The sequence below is a fragment of the Rhizobium sp. P40RR-XXII genome, assembly GCF_012641405.1.
GTDB lineage: Bacteria > Pseudomonadota > Alphaproteobacteria > Rhizobiales > Rhizobiaceae > Rhizobium.
Genome location: NZ_JABAII010000013.1, coordinates 139,523 through 161,263, shown reverse-complemented (window position 1 = coordinate 161,263; position 21,741 = coordinate 139,523). Strand labels below are relative to the sequence as shown.

The following is a 21,741-nucleotide window of genomic DNA, read 5'->3' as shown; positions in this document are numbered from 1 at the left end:
CGGTGGCTGCCGCTAAGGTCGCCGCCCAGCGCGAGATCACCTATCGCCAACGAGTGGAACAGGAGGGATTGGGCGCCGAGATCGTGCACTTCCTGCGCGCGAAGGATCGGCCGCGCGCCGTTTTCGTCTGGTCCGATCTCGATGCAGTACCGTTGCTGAACGCAGCCCATATGAGCGGCATCCGCGTTCCCGAGGATTGGGTGAGCGACGACGTTATTCATGACAACGCGTCGATGCAAGTCTTCTCCGAAGGCGATACGCGGAGGCGACTTGTCTGGATCCACGATACGCTTCCAGATCCACTGGCGACGTGGTTAGCCAGCGCGATGGATCAGATGGCACCCGTCTTTCAGCAGGCGCTGAAATCGCCGAAAAGCTGACCACTGCACTCCGGTGGAGGGCGGTCTCTCTCAGCAATTGCCCCATCGGCCAAGACGAGATAGCGACTCCGCCGGCCCCAACCAAATTGGCGAGTGGCTTCGACTTGTTACGAAGCTGCTCGCTGGAGCCGTCGTCCAAGGACGTCATCGATACTCGTTTTGAGACGTGCGCGATGGCCCAACTGCAGTCATTGCGGACAACGGCGGTCGAGTTCGGGAAATGGCGGAGAAGATGGGATTCGAACAGCGGACCGTGCAATTCTGTTGTGGTCTCGCAGATCCCTCGGCAGTTTCCTTGTGTCTTTCGGGCCGGATGATCGGGTTGGCTCAAAACTTCCTCTCCCAGCATTTCGATTTTCAGAGACTGCTCATCGCCGCCGGCGTTGCATGGGTTGTTACAAGTTCCTGCCGTGCATAGGCGGCGTGGTGATACCGGCCGACGAGCGCACTAAAGTCTGCTGGCTTCATCCCCTTGATGCCAACCGCGCCCAGCGTAACGATGCGCTCACGTCGGTCGATTTTGCTATAGGGCGTGCGCCAGTTTTTGTTTGGCAGGGTCGCGTTTTCGTTGAGCCACAGGCGCAACGCGAAACGGCTAGATGCATAAACCGCATATCCGGCAACGTCCGTCCAGGCAATCGGCTCGCCCAATACGGATGCGTGCAAACCATCGGGAGTCAGCACCATGAGCGGTCGATGTTCGTCACCTTAAACTTCATCTTGCCGATACGATGACGGCGGCCGGAATTGTGCTTATGCGGCATGGCGTGCAGATCAATCACCCATAGGCGCTAACCGTTGAAATTCGATCCCTGCACCAATACTGCCTGCAATGCAATTTTGGCGGCGTCAGACTGAATAAATCCTCGCTTTACAGCTAACATGTCAGTGTGCTACGCAGTAATCCTACAAGATCGGGAGGATCGGATGAAAGAGAGTTTCGGCCTGTCAGCCGCCCTGGCAACGCCCTTTGATACGGATGGCGAGATCGCAATTGCGGGCGTGATCGAACAGGCGAAGCATTGCCTTGCCAATGGCTGCAAAAGCGTGACGCTTTTCGGCACCACGGGCGAAGGTGCTTCCATCGGCATGCAGGAGCGCAAGCAGGTTCTTGCCGCCATGATCGCCGCCGACATCGCGCCTGAGCAGATCGTCATGGGCGTGCTCGTCGATGCTGCCGAGGATGCGGCAGCTCAGGCTGGTCAGGCACTGGCGCAAGGCGCGCGCAACATCCTTCTGGCGCCGCCTTCCTACTTCAAGAACGTCAGCGACGATGGTCTCTTCAAATGGTTCGCGGCCGTTTTTACCATGCTGGGCACCCATGCCCGCGACGTAATCGTCTACAATATTCCGTCGGTGACGATGGTGCCGCTGTCGATCTCGCTGGTCGGTCGCCTGCGCACGGCATTTCCGGATATCATCGTCGGCGTCAAGGATTCTTCCGGTGACTGGTCCTATACCGAGGAGCTGCTGAAAACGCATGGCGATCTCATCATTCTGATCGGCGACGAGCGGCACTTAGCGCGCGGCGTGCGCCTCGGCGGACAGGGTGCCATCTCCGGCATGGCAAACCTCCTTCCCCGCGAGGTCCAGGCCATGGCGGAAAAAGGCATCGACGACGCCAATGTCGAGCGTTTCGTCGAACAGCTGCTGAACTATCCGATCATTCCCTCGATCAAGGCCATTCTTGCCCGTTTGACGGAGGACGACAGCTGGCTTGCCGTGCGCCCGCCGCTCGTGCCAATAAACCGGCAGGATTCCGACACGCTCTTTGCTGCCTTCGGCGCGCTGTTTCGCGCCAAAGCCGCCTAACCGAACAGCCCGGAGCTGCCGATGGACGGACCAGGCGAACAGACGACGTTGAGAGAGAAAGCCTATGAGAGCTTTACGCGCCACCTCTTGGCGCGCGACGTTCGGCCAGGGCAATTCATCTCGCAGCGGCGGCTTGTCGAGCTGACGGGACTGACGCTTGGTGCAATCCGGGAATTGATCCCGCGCCTGGAGGCCGAAGGGCTGATCAAGACGGTGCCGCAGCGCGGATTGCAGATCGCCCATATCGATCTGGACCTGATCCGCGAGGCCTTCCAGCTTCGCCTCTTTCTGGAAAAGGAGGCGGTCGCGCTGTTCACCTATTCGGCGTCGGACGAGACGATCGCCAAGCTTTTGAAGGATCATCGCGATATCGCCGATGCGATCCGGGCTGGCGACAGCACGCAGGAACTCGAGCTTCACGCGCAATCGGTGGATTGGGGCATGCACGATGCCTTCATCGATGCGCTCGGCAACACCATCATCTCGAATGCCTATCGGGTCAATTCGATCAAGATGCGCCTGATCAGCCAGGACAGGTTCCGCATCAATGGCCATGTCGGCCCCGTGATGGAGGAGCATTTGAAAGTGCTTGAGGCGATTCAGCGACGATCGGCCGAGGAGGCGGTTGCCGCTCTCGTATCCCACATCGGCGGAGCACGGGATCGCGCATTGAAGATTTGAATAGTTTTGAATAACGGGGCCGCGAATGAGGAGATTTTCGGCCAAAGGAGGAGGAACGGAATGTCATCGTCATTTTTCAATCCGACACGTCGCGGCTTCATGGCCGGCACGGCAGCCCTTGGAGCGGCAAGCTTTCTGGGTGTCCGCACCGCCTCGGCGGCCGTCGACTGGAAGCGCTTTTCCGGCACGACGCTGGAAGTCAATCTGGTCAAGAGCCCGCGCAGCGAAACGATCCTCAAATATTTGAGCGAGTTCGAAGCCCTGACGGGCATCAAGGTCAATGCCGAGGCGACGCCCGAGCAGCAGCAGCGCCAGAAGACCACGATCGAGCTCAGCTCCGGCAAGCCGAGCTTCGACGTCGTACATCTGAGCTACCACGTCCAGAAACGTCAGTTCGAAAAGGGCGGCTGGCTCGCCGATATCAGCGGCTTCATGAAGGATCCGGCGCTCACCGATCCGTCGCTGACGGAAAGCGATTTCGCCGAGGCCGGCCTGAAATTCGCCAAGGACTCCGAAGGCGTCATGCGCTCCCTGCCCTTCTCGGTCGATTACTGGATCGTCTACTGGAACAAGACCCTGTTCGAGAAGAAGGGCCTCGCCTATCCGCAAACCTTCGAGGACATGGCCAAGGCCGCCGAGGCGCTGACGGATAAGGCGACCAACACCTACGGCTTCGTCGCCCGCGGTCTGAAGAACGCCAATACGCCAGTCTGGACGGCCTTCATGCTCGGCCACGGGGCGACGCCGCTTTCGGCCGACGGCAAGCTGCAGACGGAATCGCAAGGGGCCGTGGATGCTGCGAAGCTCTATCAGCGCCTGATGACGAAATCGGCGCCTCCCGGCGTTTCCGGCTTCAACTGGGCGGAGGCGCAATCGGCCTTCCTGCAGGGCAAGATCGGCATGTGGCTCGACGGCGTCGGCTTCGCGCCGCCGATCGAAAATCCTGAGAAGTCCCGCGTCGTCGGCCAGGTCGGCTATGGCGTCATGCCGAAGGGGCCGAATGCGCAGGCTGCGGCAACCTTCGGCGATGGCATCGGCGTTACCGCTGCCAGCCAGAAGAAGGAGGCCGCCTATCTTTTCTGCCAATGGGCGATCTCGCACGACATGGGCGCTCGCCTGCTGCAGGCCGGCGCCGGCGTTCCCTTCCGTCAGTCTGTTCTGGAGGATCAGAAGGTCCGCGAAGGCGTGAAAATGCCAGGCGCCTGGCTGGATGCCGTCGCCGGCTCGGCCAAGGTCTCGCAGCTGGCGCTACCCGTCATCATCCCGGTTACCGAGTTCCGCGACATCTATGGCGTCGCGCTGACGAACATGATCGGCGGCGCCGATCCGGCAGCCGAGCTGAAAACGGCAACTGCCCAGTTCGAGCCTGTGCTGGCGCGAAGTGAGGGATGATGGCCTCCGTGAGCATCGAAGATACCGCCGCGAAGACAGCTGACGGAAGGAGCAAGCCGCACCGGCTTGCTCCCAACTACTGGCCCTTCGTCGTCCCCGCGCTGATCGTGATTGCCGCCGTCATCGTCTTTCCCTGGGTCTTCACCCTGTGGATGAGCGTGAACAAATGGACGCTCGGCCAGTCTCAGAGCTTCGTCGGCTGGGACAATTATGTCCGGCTGGCGACCGATGCGCGCTTCTGGGAATCGCTATGGCACACGGTTCTCTACACCGTGCTGTCCGTCGTCGGCCCGTTGTTCTTCGGAACGCTGGCCGCACTGATCTTCGATGCGAACTTTCCGCTGCGCGGCTTCCTGCGCGGCATTTTCGTCATGCCGATGATGGCAACGCCGGTTGCCGTCGCCCTCGTCTGGACCATGATGTTCCACCCGCAGCTCGGGGTGCTGAACTATCTGCTCTCGCTCATCGGCATCGGGCCGCAGGAATGGATCTACAATCAATATAGCGTCATCCCCTCGCTCGTCCTTGTCGAGGTGTGGCAGTGGACGCCGCTTGTCATGCTGATCGTGCTCGGCGGCCTCGCTTCCGTGCCGCGCGAACCCTATGAGAGCGCCGAAATCGACGGCGCCAATGCCTGGCAGAAGTTCCGCTATCTGACGATGCCGATGATCGCGCCCTTCCTTATGATCGCCGTCATCATTCGCGGCATCGACGCGATCAAGAGCTTCGACATCATCTATGCGATGACGCAGGGCGGCCCGGGAACGGCGTCAGAAACGATCAACATCTATCTCTACAACACCGCGTTCGCTTATTACGACATCGGCTATGGCTCGGCCATGGCAGTGGTGTTCTTCATCGTCATCGTCGCGCTCTCGTTCGTCCTTTTGATGATCCGCCAGCGCACGCGGTGGACGGACGCGGAGGGCCGTTGACATGAAGCGCTCGACACTCAATCGCATCGGCCTGTTCTTCGTCGCCCTGGTGATCGTTTCGCCTGTCGTCCTGTTCTTCATCTGGATGATCTCGCTGTCGTTGAAATACGAGATCGACAACGGCGCCTATCCGCCGATCCTTATTCCGGATCGCATGGCCTGGACGAACTATGTCAATGTTTTCCAGGAAAACAATTTCTTCCTCTATCTGTGGAACTCCGTTCTGGTGACGGGTGCGGCCACCCTGCTCGCCCTCATCATTGGCGTGCCGGCCGGCTACGGCATCGCGCGGCTGAAGGCGGAAAAATCGGCTGTCGTCATCATGATCGCCCGCATGACACCGGGGCTTTCCTTCCTCATCCCGCTGTTTTTACTGTTCCAATGGCTCAATCTGCTCGGAACGCTCTGGCCGCAGATCATCATCCACCTCGTCGTGACAGTGCCGATCGTCGTCTGGATCATGATCGGCTATTTCGAGACGACGCCGATGGAGCTGGAGGAGGCCGCAAGCATCGACGGCGCGACGCCGTGGCAGGTTTTTCGCCTGGTCGCCCTGCCGATCGCGCGGCCCGGCATCGTCGTCGCCTTCATTCTCTCGGTCATCTTCTCGTGGAACAACTTCGTCTTCGGCATCGTGCTTGCCAGCCGCGAGACCCGCACGCTGCCCGTCGCCGTCTACAACATGCTTTCCTTCGAGCAGGTGAGCTGGGGGCCGCTTGCGGCCGCGGCCCTGATCGTCACGCTGCCGGTCCTCGTTCTCACCATGTTCGCGCAGCGCCAGATCATCGCAGGCCTGACCGCCGGCGCCGTTAAATGACACACCTCTTCCTTCCGACAGGATCACATTCATGGCACCCGTAAACATCCAGAATATTCAGAAGCGCTACGGCCAGGTGAAGGTCATCCACGACATCAGCGTCGATATCGCCGATGGCGAGTTCGTCGTCCTCGTCGGCCCCTCCGGCTGCGGCAAGTCCACGCTGCTGCGGATGATCGCCGGGCTGGAAGAGGTCAGCGACGGCGAAATCCGCATCGGCCGGCGTGAAGTTAGCAACCTGCCCGCGCGCGATCGCGACATCGCCATGGTGTTCCAGAACTATGCGCTGTATCCGCATATGACCGTGGCCGACAACATGGGCTTCGCGCTGAAGCTGAAGAAGGCAAACCCGGCGGAAATCGCCGCCAAGGTACAGAAGGCCGCCGCCATCCTTGGCCTGGAAAGCCTGCTTGAGCGCCTGCCTCGCCAGCTTTCCGGCGGCCAGCGCCAGCGTGTCGCCATGGGGCGTGCTCTGGTGCGCGATCCACAAGTCTTCCTGTTTGACGAGCCTCTTTCCAATCTCGACGCAAAACTGCGCGTGCAGATGCGTGGCGAGATTAAGTCCATGCATCAGCGCATCGGCACGACGACGATCTACGTGACGCATGACCAGGTCGAGGCGATGACCATGGCGGACAAGATCGTCGTGCTTCACGGCGGCCTCATCGAGCAGGTCGGCGCGCCTCTCGATCTCTACGACCGTCCGGCAAACCTGTTCGTCGCCGGTTTCATCGGCTCGCCTTCGATGAACTTCATCGACGGCCGGATCGAGGAAGGTGTCTTCCGCAGCGAAAAGGGTCTCATCCTGCCCCTGCCGCAAGGTTTCTCCGTTGCCGAGCATGGCGGGCGGCGGCTCGTCTATGGCATTCGGCCCGAGCACATCCGCGCCGCCGCCGGCGGCTTGTCTGCCCGGGTCGGCATCGTCGAAGGCACGGGTTCGGAAATCTATGCCAAGCTCGACTGCGGCGGCGAGGAAATCTCCTGCCTGTTCCGCGAGCGGTTGAACATCCGCTTCGGCGACAAGATCGACATTGCCATCGACCCGGCCAGTATCCATCTGTTCGACAAGGCGAGCGGAAAGCGGCTTTGAGCGCTCCCTCGATCTTCGATCCACCGGCCGGCGAACCCAGGCATGTCTTATGCGTCGGCGCGGCCGTTCTCGATACGCTCTTTCGTGTCCGCGTGCTTCCGCAGGGTCAAGGGAAGGTTCTGCCTTACGACATGCTGCAGATTGCCGAAGGCATGGCCTCGAGTGCTGCCTATGCCGTCGTGCGGCTCGGCGGCAAAGCGAGCCTGTGGGGCGCGGTCGGCCGTGACGAAACCGGCGATCGGATTGTTCGCGAACTGGACAACGCCGGCATCCACGTGGACGGCATGCTGCATGTGGAAAGCGCCCGCTCCGCCGTCTCGACGATCCTGGTGGACGATGACGGCGAAAGACTGATCGTTCCTTTCTATGATCCGAAGCTGCATCACGCGGTCAAGAAATTCACGGCGGCTGATGTCGCCGCGTTCGATGCCGTGCTTGTCGACGTCCGCTGGCCGGCGCTGGCGTTTCAGGTTTTGAAGACGGCAAGAGCAATGGGCAAGCCGGCCATTCTTGACGGCGACGTCGCCCCTGACGGCATCATCGAGCAGCTGGCGCCGGAAGCGACCCACATCATCTTCTCCGAGCCGGCGGCCGAGCGCCTGACGGGAAGCGACGATGTTGCCGAGATGGCGCGGCGGCTGAAGCGGCGGTTCGACCATGCCTTCGTCTGCGTGACGGCGGGTGCCGCCGGCAGCCACTGGTTCAACGAAGAAACCGGTAAAATCCAGCACTGCCCGACCATATCCATCAAGGCGGTCGATACGCTTGCCGCCGGCGATATTTTCCACGGCGCCTTCGCGCTTGCCGTTGCCGAAAAAATGGTGGCGGAAGATGCGATCCGCTTCTCCTCCATCGCGGCAGCGATCAAATGCGAGCTCTTCGGAGGGCGGGCAGGAGCGCCGGGACGCGCCGATGTGATCAGACGTTCTGAGCCGCTTCAAAGATTCTGACGGTATCGAAGCCACCGTCGAGACCTCTCTCGAATTTATAACTCACCGAAGGCATTCCCTGCAGCCGTCGTCCGTCCATGGCGGGCGTTGTCTTCCTCCATGCGGCAAGCCAAATGCCAAGACCGTCACCCGTCGTTTATAGGGATGACACGCTTGCACGCGTCGGTTATAAAAATCGCGCGACTCAAGCAGGAGGATCGCCAGATGAGAAATTTCAGCACCCACTGACGCTGAACGGCGGTGCCGAACTTCGGGCTGCCGCTCAGTCCGTTCTTGTCTTTCCATATCCTCTTCTGTGCCCATGGAGGGCATTCATGCTTCGTCGTTTCTTTTCCTATTATGCCAGCTATAAAAAGCTGTTTTTCCTCGACTTTGGCTGCGCCGTGCTTGCGGGCCTGCTAGAGCTCGGCTTCCCGCTGGCGGTCAAGCTTTTCGTCGATGAACTGCTTCCGAGCCGCGATTGGGGTCTGATCTTCGCGACAGCGGCGCTGTTGCTTGTCGTCTATGCTGTGAGCACCGGCCTCTCGGCGATCGTCAACTATTGGGGTCATGCGCTCGGCATCTCGATCGAATCGGACATGCGCCGCCAGGCCTTCGATCATATCCAGAAGCTGTCCTTCCGCTACTTCGACAATAACCGCACCGGCCACCTGATCACCCACGTCACCAAGGACCTAGAGGAAGTGGGCGAGATCGCCCATCATGGTCCCGAGGACCTGTTCATCGCGATCATGACCTTCATCGGCGCCTTCCTTTTGATGTTCAGCGTCCATTGGAAGCTCGCACTGCTGACGACGACCATCGTGCCTTTCATGACCTGGCTGGTGAGCCGCTACGGCTCGAAGATGACGCTGAATTCGCGCAGCCTGTTCGGCAAGGTCGGCAACTTCAACACGCGCATGCAGGAGACGGTCGGCGGCATCCGCGTGGTCAAGGCTTTCGCCAACGAGCGATATGAAAGCCAGCTGTTTGCCAGCGACAACGAGGACTACAAGGCGACCAAGCTGGATGGCTATGCCTATATGACGGCGAGTATCGCGCTCAGCTATTTCAGCACGCGCCTGGTGCAACTTGTCGTCATGATGGCCGGAACCTGGTACGTCATTTCAGGCGAGCTGAGCTATGGCGGCTTCGTCAGCTTCCTGCTGCTTATCAACGTCTTCTTCCGGCCGATCGACAAGATCACCTCGGTGATCGAGACCTATCCCAAGGGCATCGCCGGCTTCAAACGCTTCCTGTCGCTGATCGATACGGAACCGGATCTTGCCGACCGGCCGAATGCGGCTGCGGTGGATCATCTGAAGGGCAATATCGCCTACCAGAACGTCGCCTTTGGTTATTCCGATCAGGCGGCGATCTTCAAGGATCTGAACTTGACTATCGCGGCCGGCGAAACCGTCGCCTTTGTCGGTGCCTCCGGCACGGGCAAGACGACGATCTGCTCGCTGCTGCCGCGCTTCTACGATGTCACGGCCGGCAGCATCACGATCGACGGCATCGATATCCGCGACATGACGCAAGCCTCGCTGCGCGGCCAGATCGGCATCGTGCAGCAGGACGTCTTCCTGTTCGGCTCGACCATTCGCGAGAACATCGCCTATGGCAAGCTCGGCGCTACCGACGAAGACATCATGAAAGCCTTGCAGCGCGCCTCGCTCGACGAATTCGTCCGGTCTCTGCCCGCCGGCCTCGATACGCCGACGGGCGAGCGTGGCGTCAAGCTCTCGGGCGGACAGAAACAGCGGCTGGCGATTGCCCGCATCTTCCTGAAGGATCCGCCGATCCTCATCCTCGATGAAGCCACCTCGGCGCTCGATACGGCAACTGAATATGCGATCCAGCAGGCGCTGTTGGAACTCGCGAAGGGACGCACGACGCTGGTCGTCGCCCATCGGCTGTCAACCATCCGCAATGCCGACCGCATCATCGTCATGGGCGATAACGGCATTGTCGAACAGGGATCGCATGACGAATTGCTTGCCCGCCGTGGCGCCTATGCGCGGCTGCACAATGCTCAGTTCGGGCTTTATGCCTGATCCATTGACATCGATGAATGAAAAAGAGAGCCGGGGGTGAACGCCTCGGCCTCCGTCAAGCCCAGGCCGGCCTGGCAATCCCTAAGTGATCGCGCAGCGTCGTGCCTTCATAATCGCGGCGGAAGAGGCCTCTCTCCTGCAGGATCGGCACAACGTCGTTGGCAAAATCCTCAAGGCCGCCGGGGAAGAAGGGCGGCATGACGTTGAAGCCGTCTGCGGCGCCGTTTTCAAACCATTGCTGCATGCGGTCGGCGATCTCTTCAGCCGTTCCGAGCACGATGTGATGGCCGCGGCCGGCGGCCACACGCAGGGCAAGCTCACGGATCGTCAGCTTTTCGCGACGGGCAAGCTCGGTCAGCAGTTCGGCCCGGCTGCGCAGCTGGTCGGAAATCGGCAGGTCGGGCAGCGGTCCGTCGAGATCATATTCGGCAAGGCTATGGCCAAGGCGTTCCTCCAGAAGCGGCATGGCGCTCTTGATGTCAGTCCAGCGGTTCAGCACGTCGAGCTTTTCGCGCGCCTCGGCAACCGTTTTGCCGATAACGGGCAGGAAACCAGGCATGACGGCGACGTCGTCCGGGTTGCGCCCGAAGCCGGCGACCTTGCCCTTCAGGCTCTTATAGAAGGCCTGCGCCTCATCGAGGCTCTGCTGGGCGGTAAAGACGATGTCGGCCGTGCGGGCTGCGAGATCCTGACCCGGCCCCGACGAACCGGCCTGGATCAGCACCGGGTGCCCCTGCGGCGGGCGCGGAATATTGAGTGGACCCTTGACGGAATAATATTTGCCGTTGTGGTCGAGCACCCGCACCTTGGCGGGATCGGCATAGACACCGCTCTCCTTGTCCTTGCGGAAGGCATCGTCGGCCCAGCTATCCCAAAGGCCGCGCACGACATCGACGAATTCTTCCGCCACCGCATAGCGCTCGTCATGCTCCGGGTGGCTCTTGGAGAAATTGGCGGCCGTGCGGGCGTAGGACGTGGTGACGATGTTCCAGGCCGCGCGGCCGTGGCTCAGATGATCGATCGAGGCGAAGGCGCGGGCGAGATGATAGGGTTCGCCATAGGTGGTCGACGCGGTCGCGGCAAGACCGATCTTGTCGGTCACCATCGCGAGTGAGGCGAGCAACGTCAGCGGCTCGAAACGGGCAATCATCGAGGGATGCGCGTCAAGAGCGCTCGTCAGGCCGTCCGCCAGGAAGAGCATGTCGAACTTGGCAGCCTCGGCGATCCGGGCCACGCGGCGCAGCAGGTCGAAATTCTCACTGCCGGCTTCCGCATCTGGATGACGCCAGCCTGAGACGTGATGGCCGGCACCTTGCAGGAAAAGGCCGAGATGGATCTTGCGGGTCTTGCTCATGGGCGCATGCCTTGCGTTTCTTGGAACTTGGATCAGTTCAAACTGTTGGATAGAAGCTGGACGAGGCGATCAAGATCGTCCTCGCTATGCATGGTTCTCACCATATCGGGAACGGCCGACACGGCCGGATGGTTGCCGGTCGCGTCGCGGAATTTTTCGGTGGGATCGCTGAGGCCGGGCAGGCCCTTGAACTCGCGGCTCAGGCGGCGTCCATCGTTCAGCGTTATCTCGGCAATGACGAAGCGCGTTTTCGGGTCGCTCGAAAGTCGCGGCGCCGTCTCGTCGTGCCGGCGGCGAACGCGCCGGGCGATTGCCATCAGATCCTCTCTTACCGGCGTCTCTCCGAAATGGCCGATCTTCAACGCGCCGTCCATCAGCGCCGTTGCGAACACATATTCGGCGCTGAAACGAGCGTCGATACCGGTCGTCGGATCGGTCACGACCAGTGCCGCATCGCCTCCCGGCGGGAAGGTAATGACGACAGCCTCGATCTGTTCCGCGTTCAATTCCTCTTCGTGAAGCTGAAGACCGATCATCGCAACCGGGTGGCTCGCCGTGCAGCACGGGAAGGCCTTGAGCGTGAGGCCGGGCGCCACGATCTGCCAAGGCGCGCCCCAGCCCTCGATGGCCGCCTGCGGCCGCGCCTCGCCAAAGGCGAAGGCCGAATAAAAGCCGATCGCGCTGTCGAGGAAATCCCTTGCGCCACCGAAGCCTGCCGTGACGAGCTTGGCCGAAAGCAGGCCCGAGCGCGCCGCCATGCCGGCATGATAGGGCTTGGCATCATGACCGAACTGCAGGCGCAGACCGCTCGAATGCGTGGCCGCCAGCCCGAGCGTCGTGGCGGTCTCGACGACGGAATAGCCAAGCACATGGGCGACGGCCGCCGCCACACCGATCGTGCCGAGCGTTGCCGTTGCATGAAAACCGTTCTCGTAATGGCGCATGCCGAGCGAGAGGCCGAGGCGCGCCATCGCTTCCAGGCCGACAATATAGCCGGCGATCAGGCGGTCCGCTGAAATCGGCGTCTCCGATGCCAGCGCCAGCAGAGCGGGAACGATGACCGTCGTCGGGTGACCGCGCACGCTCGCATGCACGTCGTCATAATCGAGCACATGGCCGGCATGGGCATTGACCAAAGCCGCCGTCAGCGCATCGGTGCGCCGCCCCTGCCCGATGATGACGGCGTCACCCGGACCTGCCGGCAACTGTTCCAGCAGAATGCGTGTCGTGCGGTCGGCCGAGCCGCCTAAGGCGCAGGCCAACCAATCGACGAGCGCCATGCGGGCTGCGGCAACGGCCGCCTCATCTCGCAGCGGATCGGCCGATGTGATGGCTTCGGCAAAGCCTGTCGTCAACGGAAAAGTCTTTTCCATCGTCAAATCCCCTCCCCGTCCTCGAGCGAAGCCCGCGCACCGGCGAGGCCGTTGACGAAGCGGCGGATGCGCGCATTTGTCGATGTCTGGAAGATGGCTTCGGGCGGCCCCTGGTCAACGATGCGGCCGTTTTCGGTGAAGACCACGACATCGCTGATCTCCTCGGCAAAGCGCATCTCGTGCGTGACCAGGATGCTCGTCATGCCTTCCTTGACGAGATCGCGAATGACGGCGAGCACCTCGCCGACGGTCTCGGGATCGAGTGCCGAAGTCACCTCATCGAAGAGGACGAGATCCGGCCGCATTGCCAGCGCCCGCGCGATCGCGACGCGCTGCTGCTGACCGCCGGAAAGCTGTCCGGGATAGACGCTTGCCTTTTCGGACAGGCGCACCCGCGCCAGGAGATCCCGGGCATGACGTTCGGCATCGGCCTTGTTGACGCCGAGGATTCGCGTCGGGGCGATTGTGATGTTGTCGAGCACGGACAGATGCGGAAACAGATTATATTGCTGGAAGACGATGCCGATCTTCTGCCGCAGCTTGATGCGTTCGGCCTCGCTGCGCATCTGGTCGACACGCGCGCCATTGACCGAGATGCGCCCCGTCTGCGGCGCGACCAGCGCGTTGATGCAGCGCAGGATCGTCGATTTCCCCGACCCGGAGGGACCTATGATCGAGACGGTCTGCCCGCGGGCAACGGAAAGATCGATCCCTTTCAGGACCTCGGTCGATCCGTAGGCGAGATGCACATCAGCCAGTTCGACGATCGGATTGGTCTGAGCTTGGCTCATGCCGGCTCCTTTAAGCTTTCAGGCGGCGCTCAAGGCGGCGCGTCAGGCTAGAAATGGGATAGCAAAGGGCAAAGAACGCCGCCATGACGACGATATAGGCAAGGACGGTGAAATCCAGACGGCGGACGGCCGTACTGGCATCAGTGGCGGCATGCAAAAGCTCATGCACGCCGACCAAAGAGGCAAGCGCGATTCCCATGGTGATCGAGGCAAAGAGGTTCATCCATGGCGGCAATGACCGGCGCGCGCATTGCGGCAGAATGATCCAGCGCAGCGCCTGGGACCGGGAGAAGCCGAGGCCTTTGGCCGCCTCCCACTGCGTCGTTGGAATTGACTGAATGGCGCCACGCGTGATTTCGGCGACATAGGCGCTTGCCGGAATGGCAAGCCCGATCACGGCCTTCACCCAATCGGGAAAGGGCAGGTAATGGCCGAAGAGCACGATCTCGAAGGGAAAAATATAGGTCGTCGCAAAGATCAGCACGAGATGCGGCGCATTGCGGAAGATCTGGACATAAAGGCCGACGGGGTAGCGTATGATCTTCAGCGGTGCCAGCTCGAGAATACCAAGCAAGACACCAATCAAGGTTCCTCCCGCCATGGCGAGCAGGCTGATGAGGATGTTCATCAGGAAACCGCTGCCAAGATAGGGCAGCCATTCGATCAGCACATGCAGCAGCGACAGATCGGCCAGCAGCCAGATGACCGCAATCGCGACCAGTGCCCCGAAGAGCCAGGGCAGCCAGTTGCTCGAGGGAGCCGCTGAGAGCTTCGCCACACTCACGCGCCCACTCCGAAACCGGGTACAGCCAGGCGCTTTTCGATCCAGCGCCCGGTTCTGGCGAGGGCAAGGTTGATGGCGCTGAAGAACAGCAGGATAACGATCATCAGTTCGACGACATTGTCACGCTGCGTCCAGACCATGATCGACGCGTAGGTGATTTCGCTCACCGCGATCGCGTTCCCCACCGTCGTCAGCTTCACCAGATTGATCATATTGTTGACGATCGCCGGCAGCGATGCCCGGAGGGCGAGCGGTATCGCGACAAAACGAAGGATCTGCAGGCGTGTGAAGCCAATGGCGCGCGCCGCTTCCACCGTTTGCTCGGGCACGGCCTCGATGCCGGCGCGAAGCGCATCGGCGTGGAGTGCAGCGACATGCAGGCCGACCACGGCGACCACCCAGAAGAACGGTGTCAGAGGATTGTGCTGCGCGCCGCCGAGGCCATTGGAGACGAGGGTGTTCAGCACGAGGAAGCTGAACATCAGCTGCACGAGCGTCGGCGTGTTACGGGTCACTTCGATGAAGGCTCTGACCGGCACGGCCAAGGTCCTGTTTCCCGAGGTCAGCATGGCGGCAAACAGCAGGCCGAACAGCAGGCTTATCGGAATGAGGAGCACGATGAGATAGAGCGTGGTGATAAAACCACCACGCCAGATCTGCGCCTCATAGCCGCTGGCCAGGAACTCGTAGTGAAGCCCGATCTTGCCAGTCCAGTCTATGAAGGTCTGAAGTAGCGAACTTCCCATGCAAACCGTTCCTCAAGCGACCGACAATGTCACTTGCCCTCGAGCTTCTTGTGCTCTTCCTCAAGATAGGTCGTGTTGAGCAGGCGGTTTGCCTTGGCATAGTCGAGAAGCTTGCCGTTGGCATGCAGCTCCTGGACGGCCTTGTCGAGTGCGGCGCGCGTGTCGCCTTCGCCCTTGCGCAGCCAGATCACCGAATCCGAAGGAACGAGCTCGGTCGGAAACAGGATCTTGTAATCCTTCCATTCCTCCGGCCGATCCTGAAGCAGCAGGCCGACCGTCGCGCCGACATGCACGGCGGCAACGCAATTGCCGCCCTGAAGGGCCAGCAGCGATTCCGGCTGGCTCGGCAGCGCCTTCACTTCGGCGCCATATTGCTCCATCAGCGGCTGCGTGTAGTTCGAGCCTTGAGAAACGCAGACGGGCTTGCCCTTGAGGTCGCTCCAGTCGCTGAGGCCGCTATCCTTGCGGCCGACGGCAGCGCCGCCGCTGCGGTCATAGGGCGTCGGCACATAATCGAGGATCTTGGCGCGCTCTTCCGTGTACTGCATGTTGGCGATCAGGATATCGACCTTGCCCTGCTGCAGGAACTGCACGCGGTTCGGCGGCGTTACCGTGACCGTCTCCAGCTTGACGCCGAGCTTTTCAGCAAGCGCCTTGGCGATGTCGAGATTGTAGCCCTTCTGTTCCTGGCTTGCCGGATCGATGTAGCCGAAGGGCGCTCCGGAGAGGATGACGCCGACGGTCAGCGCGCCACGGCCCTTGATGCGGTCGAGCGTCGTATCGGCATGCGCAATCGTGGTGAACAGCGCGCCGCAGGAAAGCGCAGCGGCAAAAATGGCGGCAGATGTTCGCTTGGCAAAATTCATGGATCTCGGACTCCTTGTCTGCGCGGAACCTAGTAAGGGCAAGCGCGGCACGCGAGGAATGAGATCCTATTTATCGGAGTATCGACGCAACAATTATCCATATAAACGATAGATTTTAATATACTGAATTTGCCGTTTCCCATCCGCGACGGCAAATTCAATGCGATCACTGGAAATCGAATACGCTCAGGCCCGCCGCCATTTCGTCGAGACCGAGTGGGCGCGTCACCGGCGGTTCGGCCCTTACCAGGCAACCCTGACGTTCGCATAGGCGACAGGCCGGGCCGATCGCGATGGACATCGAGCCAAGTGCCTTGCCATAGATCACCTCGTCGCGATGGGCGATATCGCAGCCGATGAGGAGCGCGGTGCGGCGCATCCTTTCGCCAAAATCGGCCTGAGGTCCATCGACCGTCCGCGATATGGTGAGAAATCCGCTACCGTCCGGCATTTGCGTATCGTCCACCAATATCTGTCCGGGCTGGGCAAAGGCGGCATGAATATTGAGTTTGGGACAGCCGCCGCCGAAGCGTGCCTGCGGAAAGCCTTGGGCGCCAGCCTTGCGCAGTCGATGGCCGGCACTATCGATCTCCATCAGAAAAAACGGAATACCGGATGCGCCCGGACGCTGCAGGCTGGTCAGCCGCGTGGCGGCCTGCTCATAGGAAACACCGAAGCGAGCCCCAAGCCCATCGATGTCGTAATGCAGGCGCTGGGCTGTTGAAAGATAGGAGCCATATGGCATCAGCAGGGCGTGGGATGCGTAGCGCGCCAGCTCGAAGCGGGCGATGCGCTTGGCTTCCGGTGTCGAGAGAGCAAGCGCATCCAGTTCGGCGGCAATCTCCTCGCGCATGACCAGAGCCGAAACCTCGGTCGCAATCTCCCGAAGCTGATCGAAGGGAGACAGCCGCTCGGACAGGAAAAGCCGCATGGAATGCCGATCATAGCGCCGGCGCAGGCCCGGCATGGCGCGCACCGGCAGCAGACGCACGGCAATGCCATGCTCGTTCCTCAACCACAGCTTCAAGCCGCCAACCATATCGTCGCTGGAAGAAAGGCGCTCATGGAAGGCTTCGGCGGCATCTTCGATGCGAGCAAAAAAATTCGGCCGCGCCTGCAGACGATCGTGCACCTCATCGAGCGGCAAGCGGGGACCGGCGACATCGGCAATCCGGCCTTCGCGGGACAGAAGCTCGGCGAGATCGGACAGTCTTGCGGCCTGCTCGCGATAGGCGCGATACAGACGGATCATGCCGTTTGCCGCATTCGGCGCGGCTTCGGCGAGCTCGATCAACTCCTGATCGCCAGGGATTTCGCCCGCAAGCAGCGGATCGGCGAAAACTTCACGCAGCTGCCCTGCACTGCCACCCTGCTCGCCCTGCAGCGCATCGAGATCCACCTTATAGACCGCCGACAGTTTGAGCAGCAGCTGCACGGTCAACGGCCGCTGATTGCGCTCGATGAGATTGAGATAGGACGGCGAGATATCGAGAGCCTGCGCCATGGTCGTCTGCGTCAGGCCGAGCCCCATGCGGATACGCCGAACCCGTGGACCGGCAAAGATCTTGCGCTCAACCATATGTCAAACCTTTTACAAATTTTTCCTCAGGCGAATTTAACAAGATTTACAATTTTACTGAGAACCAATGTCAACGATAGCACATCCTAACCCTTTTATCGAATGGGATCTTTCGGTTTTTCTGGCTGCGGCAGCATCAATATTGTAAAAACAGTCATGCAATCGAGATCGATCGGAGGATCGAGAGACAGTATCGGGAGAATAGCATGACAGATTTTTACAAACTGGTTCCTAGCGCGGCCGCCAGGCGTTTCGACGGCATCGAGCGTCCCTATCAGGCCGCGGATGTGGAGCGGTTGCGTGGGTCGATCACGATCCGCCATTCCCTAGCCGAAATGGGTGCGAACCGCCTCTGGCAGCTCATTCACGAGGAAGATTTCGTCAACGCGCTCGGCGCGCTCTCGGGCAATCAGGCCATGCAGATGGTTCGCGCCGGCCTGAAGGCAATCTATCTGTCCGGATGGCAGGTCGCAGCCGACGCCAATACCGCCTCGGCCATGTATCCCGACCAGTCGCTTTATCCCGCCAATGCGGGTCCGGAGCTGGCGAAGCGCATCAACCGCACCCTGCAGCGCGCCGACCAGATCGAGACCGCTGAAGGCAAAGGACTTTCCGTCGACACCTGGTTTGCGCCGATCGTGGCTGACGCCGAAGCGGGCTTCGGCGGCCCGCTGAACGCCTTCGAGATCATGAAGGCCTATATCGAGGCGGGTGTCGCCGGCGTCCATTTCGAGGATCAGCTGGCATCGGAAAAGAAGTGCGGCCACCTCGGCGGCAAGGTGCTTATTCCGACGGCTGCCCATATCCGCAATCTCAATGCGGCCAGGCTAGCCGCCGACGTCATGGGCGTACCGACGCTTGTCGTCGCACGCACCGATGCCGAGGCTGCCAAGCTGCTGACATCGGATATCGACGAGCGCGATCGGCCCTTCGTCGACTACGACGCCGGCCGCACGGTGGAAGGCTTCTACCAGGTCAAGAACGGCATCGAGCCCTGCATTGCGCGCGCCGTCGCCTACGCGCCGCATTGCGATCTGATCTGGTGCGAGACCTCGAAGCCGGATCTCGAACAGGCACGCAAATTTGCCGAAGGCGTGCATCGCGCCCATCCCGGCAAGCTGCTGGCTTACAATTGCTCGCCGTCGTTCAACTGGAAGAAGAACCTGGATGACGCGACGATCGCCAAGTTCCAGCGCGAGCTGGGCGCGATGGGCTATAAGTTCCAGTTCATCACGCTTGCCGGCTTCCACCAGCTGAATTTTGGCATGTTCGAGCTCGCTCGCGGCTACAAAGCGCGCCAGATGGCCGCCTATTCGGAGCTACAGCAGGCGGAATTTGCTGCGGAAGCCAATGGCTACACCGCAACCAAGCATCAGCGCGAAGTGGGTACCGGCTATTTCGATGCGGTGTCGCTGGCGATTACCGGTGGCCAGTCATCCACCACGGCCATGCACGGATCGACTGAGCATGCGCAGTTCAAGCCGGCAGCAGAATGATATCGGGACTATAGGAGGAGAATGAAATGGCATCGATAGCACGCGTTCGCGAGAGAGCCGAAGAGCAATCTCTCACCATGAATACCGATCAGCAGGCGGTCATCCGCATGCTGGCCAACGAGCTGCATCGCCTCAATCAGGCCGTCATGAACGCGGTCGAGGCCGGCGTTTCCGTCGAGCTCATCCGCTCGGCCCGCCACCACGGCGGCAACGGCAATTGGGGTGATCTCTTGATCCCTGTCGTGGTCGCCAATGCGACGCACCAGGCTTGATGGACAAACCATCCAGCCAATGTTCGGGCCGCGCCGTTTTCAACGGTCGGCCCGTTCTCGCGGCTGGCACTGACATGCCTTAATTGGGGGTGCCTTTTCCCGAACTGGATGCTCAATCGAGCCAGTTCGCGCAAGTTCGGACACAATATCGGTATCCAGCATGTAGAGCCCGCTCAAAGGTCGATTTCCTTCACCGGCAACAAGGCATCGTCGATATTTCGGCCAAGGCTGCTTGACATTAGGAGCATATGCTCTCATGTCTTCCTCATCGAGAGCATATGCTCTTATCAGGCCGAGGAGTGAAGATCGTGAGCCAGGCTGAAATACTTGTAAGCGGTGCGACCGGAAGAACCGGGACGGCTACCGTCGACGAACTGCTCAAGATGGGCAAAACTGTTCGTGCCTATGTGCGCTCGGACGATGACCGGGCGGCAGCCCTGAGACAGCGCGGCCTTGAAACCGCGATCGGTGATTTCACCGATATCGATGCCATCCGGGCCGCCATGGAAGGCATCAGGTCTGCCTATTTCCTACATCCCATAGCGCCCGGGATCGTTGGGGCAGCAGCCTATTTCGCACAGGCCGCCAAGGAAGCTAACGTGTCGGCGATCGTCAACATGTCGCAGATCTCAGCTCGTCGGGAATCGACAAGCCACGCGGCACGGGATCACTGGGTTTCGGAACGTGTCTTCGATTGGTCGGGCGTCCCGACGACCCACCTGCGTCCGACGTTCTTTGCCGACTGGCTCGTCTACCCGCATTTCGCAAAGGAAATCTGGGCAACGCGGAAGATCCAGTTCCCCTTCGAGAACGGTCGCCACGCGCCTATTCCTGCTGATGACCAGGGTCGGGTGATCGCTCACCTTCTGGCCTATCCGCAGGGCCACGAAGGCAAGATTTACCCCCTCCACGGTCCTGTCGAGATGAACCACACCGAGATCGCCGCGGTCATCAGCGAGGTACTTGGCGTGAAGATCGAATACGCGCCGACGTCGATCGAGGCGTTCAAGGACAAGATGGAAAATCTCTACAAGTTCCCGCCGTTCCTCGTCCAGCACCTGGTCGAAGTCGCGCAGGACTATCGCGACGGCGTCTTCTCGGGAACCAACGATGCAGTCGAGGAGATTACGGGAACCGCCGCTCTCACGGTCAAGCAATTCATCACAAACAATCGCGCCGCCTACAAATAACGGCAAGAAGGCAGGAGATTTTACAATGGCACACGAAGAAGAACGTCATCCGTTTCTTGATGACCTGACGGCAGACGCCGAGCTGACCAGCTCCGTAGCGCGAGACACCATCGTGGGACGTGAGGAGATCAAGCTTGCAGTCAACACAGTTGGAACTTTCTACGTCTCGCAGAGCCCTACGTTTTTCGAGACGATCGGCTCGCGGCTATTCCTCGAATACGAGGCTGTGCTGACGACTGGCGAAAAACTGACCGCCACCGTCGTCGTGGACCGTAATCCCGATGGCTCCGTGCCGCGGGTCAGCGTCCGAATGAGCCCGCTTGGTTCGGTCATGGCCCTCTCCGCCCGTCTGCGGGAAGCACTCTCCGGAAAGTTGCCGGAAAACCTCTTTCTTTGAACGCAGCACCCATCGCGCCGACAGGCCAACGTTGGCCTGCCGCTCACTACTTTGGAAAGGAAATTCAGTCATGGACGTCGCCAAGAACACAGTCTTCATCACCGGTGCCAATCGCGGTCTGGGCTTGGCCTTCGCCCGCGAAGCCGTCCGCCGAGGAGCCTCCAAGGTCTATGCGGGGATGCGAAACACCAGCGGCTTTAGCGAACCGGGTATCGTTCCAGTTCAGATCGATGTCACGGATAAGGCATCGGTCGCCACTGCCGCCGAAATCGCCGCGGATACCAACATTCTGGTCAATAACGCGGGCATTGCCGCTCTGATCGACGGACCACTGGCGGAGGACTTCGAAACTCAGTCGCAGCGCCTCTTCGATACCAACTACTACGGCGTGGTCCGCGTGAGCCAAGCCTTCGAGCAAGCGCTCTCGAATAAGTCGCATGCCGCCATTATCAATGTTCTGTCTGATATCGTGTGGCTGCCACGGCCAATCCTGACCCCATATGCCGCCTCAAAAGCGGCCGCATGGAGCTTCACGAACCAGCTCCGGCATCACCTTCGTGACCGCGGCATCCAGGTTCTCGGTCTTCACGTAGGCTTCGTCGATACCGATCTGACCAACGGCATTGACGTCCCGAAGGCCTCCCCGGCGGACGTCGTGCGCCAGACCTATCATGCACTCGCCATTGGCAAGAGCGAAATCATGGCTGACGAGGGAACGGCTTTGCTGAAGAGTACGCTTGCAGCCGTAGATCCCGGCTATATCTCGCCTCCCCAAGGCATGTTCTGATAGTGGCGAAGGC

The 21,741-nt window shown here is 60.7% G+C and carries 22 protein-coding genes; 14 read left to right on the top strand and 8 right to left on the bottom strand.

Annotation, left to right across the window (positions count from 1 at the left end):
• Window positions 1-2 precede the first annotated feature (2 nt).
• Window positions 3-380 (top strand): substrate-binding domain-containing protein, encoded by a 378-nt coding sequence (locus HGP16_RS34120; protein ID WP_312862888.1) that lies wholly within the window; start codon window positions 3-5, stop codon window positions 378-380.
• A 357-nt stretch (window positions 381-737) separates the two neighbouring features.
• Here the strand turns inward: HGP16_RS34120 and HGP16_RS23140 are convergent, their stop codons facing one another.
• On the bottom strand, window positions 738-1,067 hold the full coding sequence (locus tag HGP16_RS23140; protein ID WP_246703379.1) for a hypothetical protein: 330 nt from the start codon (window positions 1,065-1,067) through the stop codon (window positions 738-740).
• Window positions 1,068-1,307: 240 nt separating this feature from the next.
• On the opposite strand from HGP16_RS23140, the gene HGP16_RS23135 reads away from it, so the two are divergent.
• The 8 genes from HGP16_RS23135 (at window position 1,308) to HGP16_RS23100 (ending at window position 10,093) form a co-directional block, all read left to right on the top strand.
• Window positions 1,308-2,192 carry a dihydrodipicolinate synthase family protein gene (locus HGP16_RS23135; RefSeq protein WP_168842331.1) on the top strand — a complete coding sequence of 295 codons (885 nt, stop codon included), beginning with the start codon at window positions 1,308-1,310 and terminating at the stop codon, window positions 2,190-2,192.
• Between the two features lie 21 nt (window positions 2,193-2,213).
• Entirely contained in the window at window positions 2,214-2,873 is a 660-nt protein-coding gene (locus HGP16_RS23130) for a GntR family transcriptional regulator (protein ID WP_168842330.1), read from the top strand.
• 60 nt (window positions 2,874-2,933) lie between these two features.
• Window positions 2,934-4,265 carry an ABC transporter substrate-binding protein gene (locus HGP16_RS23125; RefSeq protein WP_168842329.1) on the top strand — a complete coding sequence of 444 codons (1,332 nt, stop codon included), beginning with the start codon at window positions 2,934-2,936 and terminating at the stop codon, window positions 4,263-4,265.
• Complete coding sequence (locus HGP16_RS23120; RefSeq protein WP_168842365.1) at window positions 4,265-5,200, top strand: carbohydrate ABC transporter permease; 936 nt, start codon at window positions 4,265-4,267, stop codon at window positions 5,198-5,200. Before HGP16_RS23125 ends, HGP16_RS23120 begins: the two co-directional genes overlap by 1 nt.
• 1 nt (window position 5,201) lies before the next feature.
• The gene (locus HGP16_RS23115) at window positions 5,202-6,017 is read left to right on the top strand and encodes a carbohydrate ABC transporter permease (protein ID WP_168842328.1); all 816 of its coding nucleotides are present in this window, start codon (window positions 5,202-5,204) and stop codon (window positions 6,015-6,017) included.
• Window positions 6,018-6,048: 31 nt separating this feature from the next.
• On the top strand, window positions 6,049-7,107 hold the full coding sequence (locus HGP16_RS23110; RefSeq protein ID WP_168842327.1) for an ABC transporter ATP-binding protein: 1,059 nt from the start codon (window positions 6,049-6,051) through the stop codon (window positions 7,105-7,107).
• Entirely contained in the window at window positions 7,104-8,057 is a 954-nt protein-coding gene (locus HGP16_RS23105) for a PfkB family carbohydrate kinase (RefSeq protein WP_168842326.1), read from the top strand. Before HGP16_RS23110 ends, HGP16_RS23105 begins: the two co-directional genes overlap by 4 nt.
• A gap of 314 nt (window positions 8,058-8,371) precedes the next feature.
• A complete protein-coding gene (locus HGP16_RS23100) occupies window positions 8,372-10,093 on the top strand; it encodes an ABC transporter ATP-binding protein (protein WP_168842325.1) in 1,722 nt (573 codons plus the stop codon).
• A gap of 55 nt (window positions 10,094-10,148) precedes the next feature.
• Here HGP16_RS23100 and HGP16_RS23095 read toward each other — a convergent pair whose 3' ends face one another.
• The 7 genes from HGP16_RS23095 to HGP16_RS23065 form a co-directional block, all read right to left on the bottom strand.
• Window positions 10,149-11,447 carry an LLM class flavin-dependent oxidoreductase gene (locus HGP16_RS23095; protein WP_168842324.1) on the bottom strand — a complete coding sequence of 433 codons (1,299 nt, stop codon included), beginning with the start codon at window positions 11,445-11,447 and terminating at the stop codon, window positions 10,149-10,151.
• A gap of 32 nt (window positions 11,448-11,479) precedes the next feature.
• A complete protein-coding gene (locus HGP16_RS23090) occupies window positions 11,480-12,820 on the bottom strand; it encodes an MmgE/PrpD family protein (RefSeq protein WP_168842323.1) in 1,341 nt (446 codons plus the stop codon).
• A 2-nt stretch (window positions 12,821-12,822) separates the two neighbouring features.
• The gene (locus HGP16_RS23085; RefSeq protein WP_168842322.1) at window positions 12,823-13,611 is read right to left on the bottom strand and encodes an amino acid ABC transporter ATP-binding protein; all 789 of its coding nucleotides are present in this window, start codon (window positions 13,609-13,611) and stop codon (window positions 12,823-12,825) included.
• Window positions 13,612-13,621: 10 nt separating this feature from the next.
• Window positions 13,622-14,395 (bottom strand): amino acid ABC transporter permease, encoded by a 774-nt coding sequence (locus HGP16_RS23080; RefSeq protein WP_168842321.1) that lies wholly within the window; start codon window positions 14,393-14,395, stop codon window positions 13,622-13,624.
• Window positions 14,392-15,141: an amino acid ABC transporter permease gene (locus HGP16_RS23075; protein WP_168842320.1), complete on the bottom strand. Its 750-nt coding sequence runs from the start codon at window positions 15,139-15,141 to the stop codon at window positions 14,392-14,394. The genes HGP16_RS23080 and HGP16_RS23075 overlap by 4 nt, the downstream gene beginning before the upstream one ends.
• A gap of 29 nt (window positions 15,142-15,170) precedes the next feature.
• The gene (locus HGP16_RS23070; protein WP_168842319.1) at window positions 15,171-16,007 is read right to left on the bottom strand and encodes a transporter substrate-binding domain-containing protein; all 837 of its coding nucleotides are present in this window, start codon (window positions 16,005-16,007) and stop codon (window positions 15,171-15,173) included.
• Between the two features lie 166 nt (window positions 16,008-16,173).
• A complete protein-coding gene (locus HGP16_RS23065) occupies window positions 16,174-17,586 on the bottom strand; it encodes a short-chain fatty acyl-CoA regulator family protein (protein ID WP_168842318.1) in 1,413 nt (470 codons plus the stop codon).
• A 206-nt stretch (window positions 17,587-17,792) separates the two neighbouring features.
• Between HGP16_RS23065 and aceA the strand changes: the two genes are divergently transcribed.
• From aceA to HGP16_RS23040, 5 genes are all read left to right on the top strand, one after another.
• Entirely contained in the window at window positions 17,793-19,082 is a 1,290-nt protein-coding gene (aceA, locus tag HGP16_RS23060; protein ID WP_168842317.1) for an isocitrate lyase, read from the top strand.
• 26 nt (window positions 19,083-19,108) lie between these two features.
• Window positions 19,109-19,354, top strand: a complete 246-nt coding sequence (locus HGP16_RS23055; protein ID WP_168842316.1) for a hypothetical protein — start codon at window positions 19,109-19,111, stop codon at window positions 19,352-19,354.
• Between the two features lie 308 nt (window positions 19,355-19,662).
• Window positions 19,663-20,544 carry an NmrA family NAD(P)-binding protein gene (locus HGP16_RS23050; protein WP_168842315.1) on the top strand — a complete coding sequence of 294 codons (882 nt, stop codon included), beginning with the start codon at window positions 19,663-19,665 and terminating at the stop codon, window positions 20,542-20,544.
• A 25-nt stretch (window positions 20,545-20,569) separates the two neighbouring features.
• Window positions 20,570-20,941 carry a hypothetical protein gene (locus tag HGP16_RS23045; RefSeq protein ID WP_168842314.1) on the top strand — a complete coding sequence of 124 codons (372 nt, stop codon included), beginning with the start codon at window positions 20,570-20,572 and terminating at the stop codon, window positions 20,939-20,941.
• A 70-nt stretch (window positions 20,942-21,011) separates the two neighbouring features.
• Window positions 21,012-21,728 (top strand): SDR family NAD(P)-dependent oxidoreductase, encoded by a 717-nt coding sequence (locus HGP16_RS23040; RefSeq protein ID WP_168842313.1) that lies wholly within the window; start codon window positions 21,012-21,014, stop codon window positions 21,726-21,728.
• The last annotated feature ends 13 nt before the right edge of the window (window positions 21,729-21,741 follow it).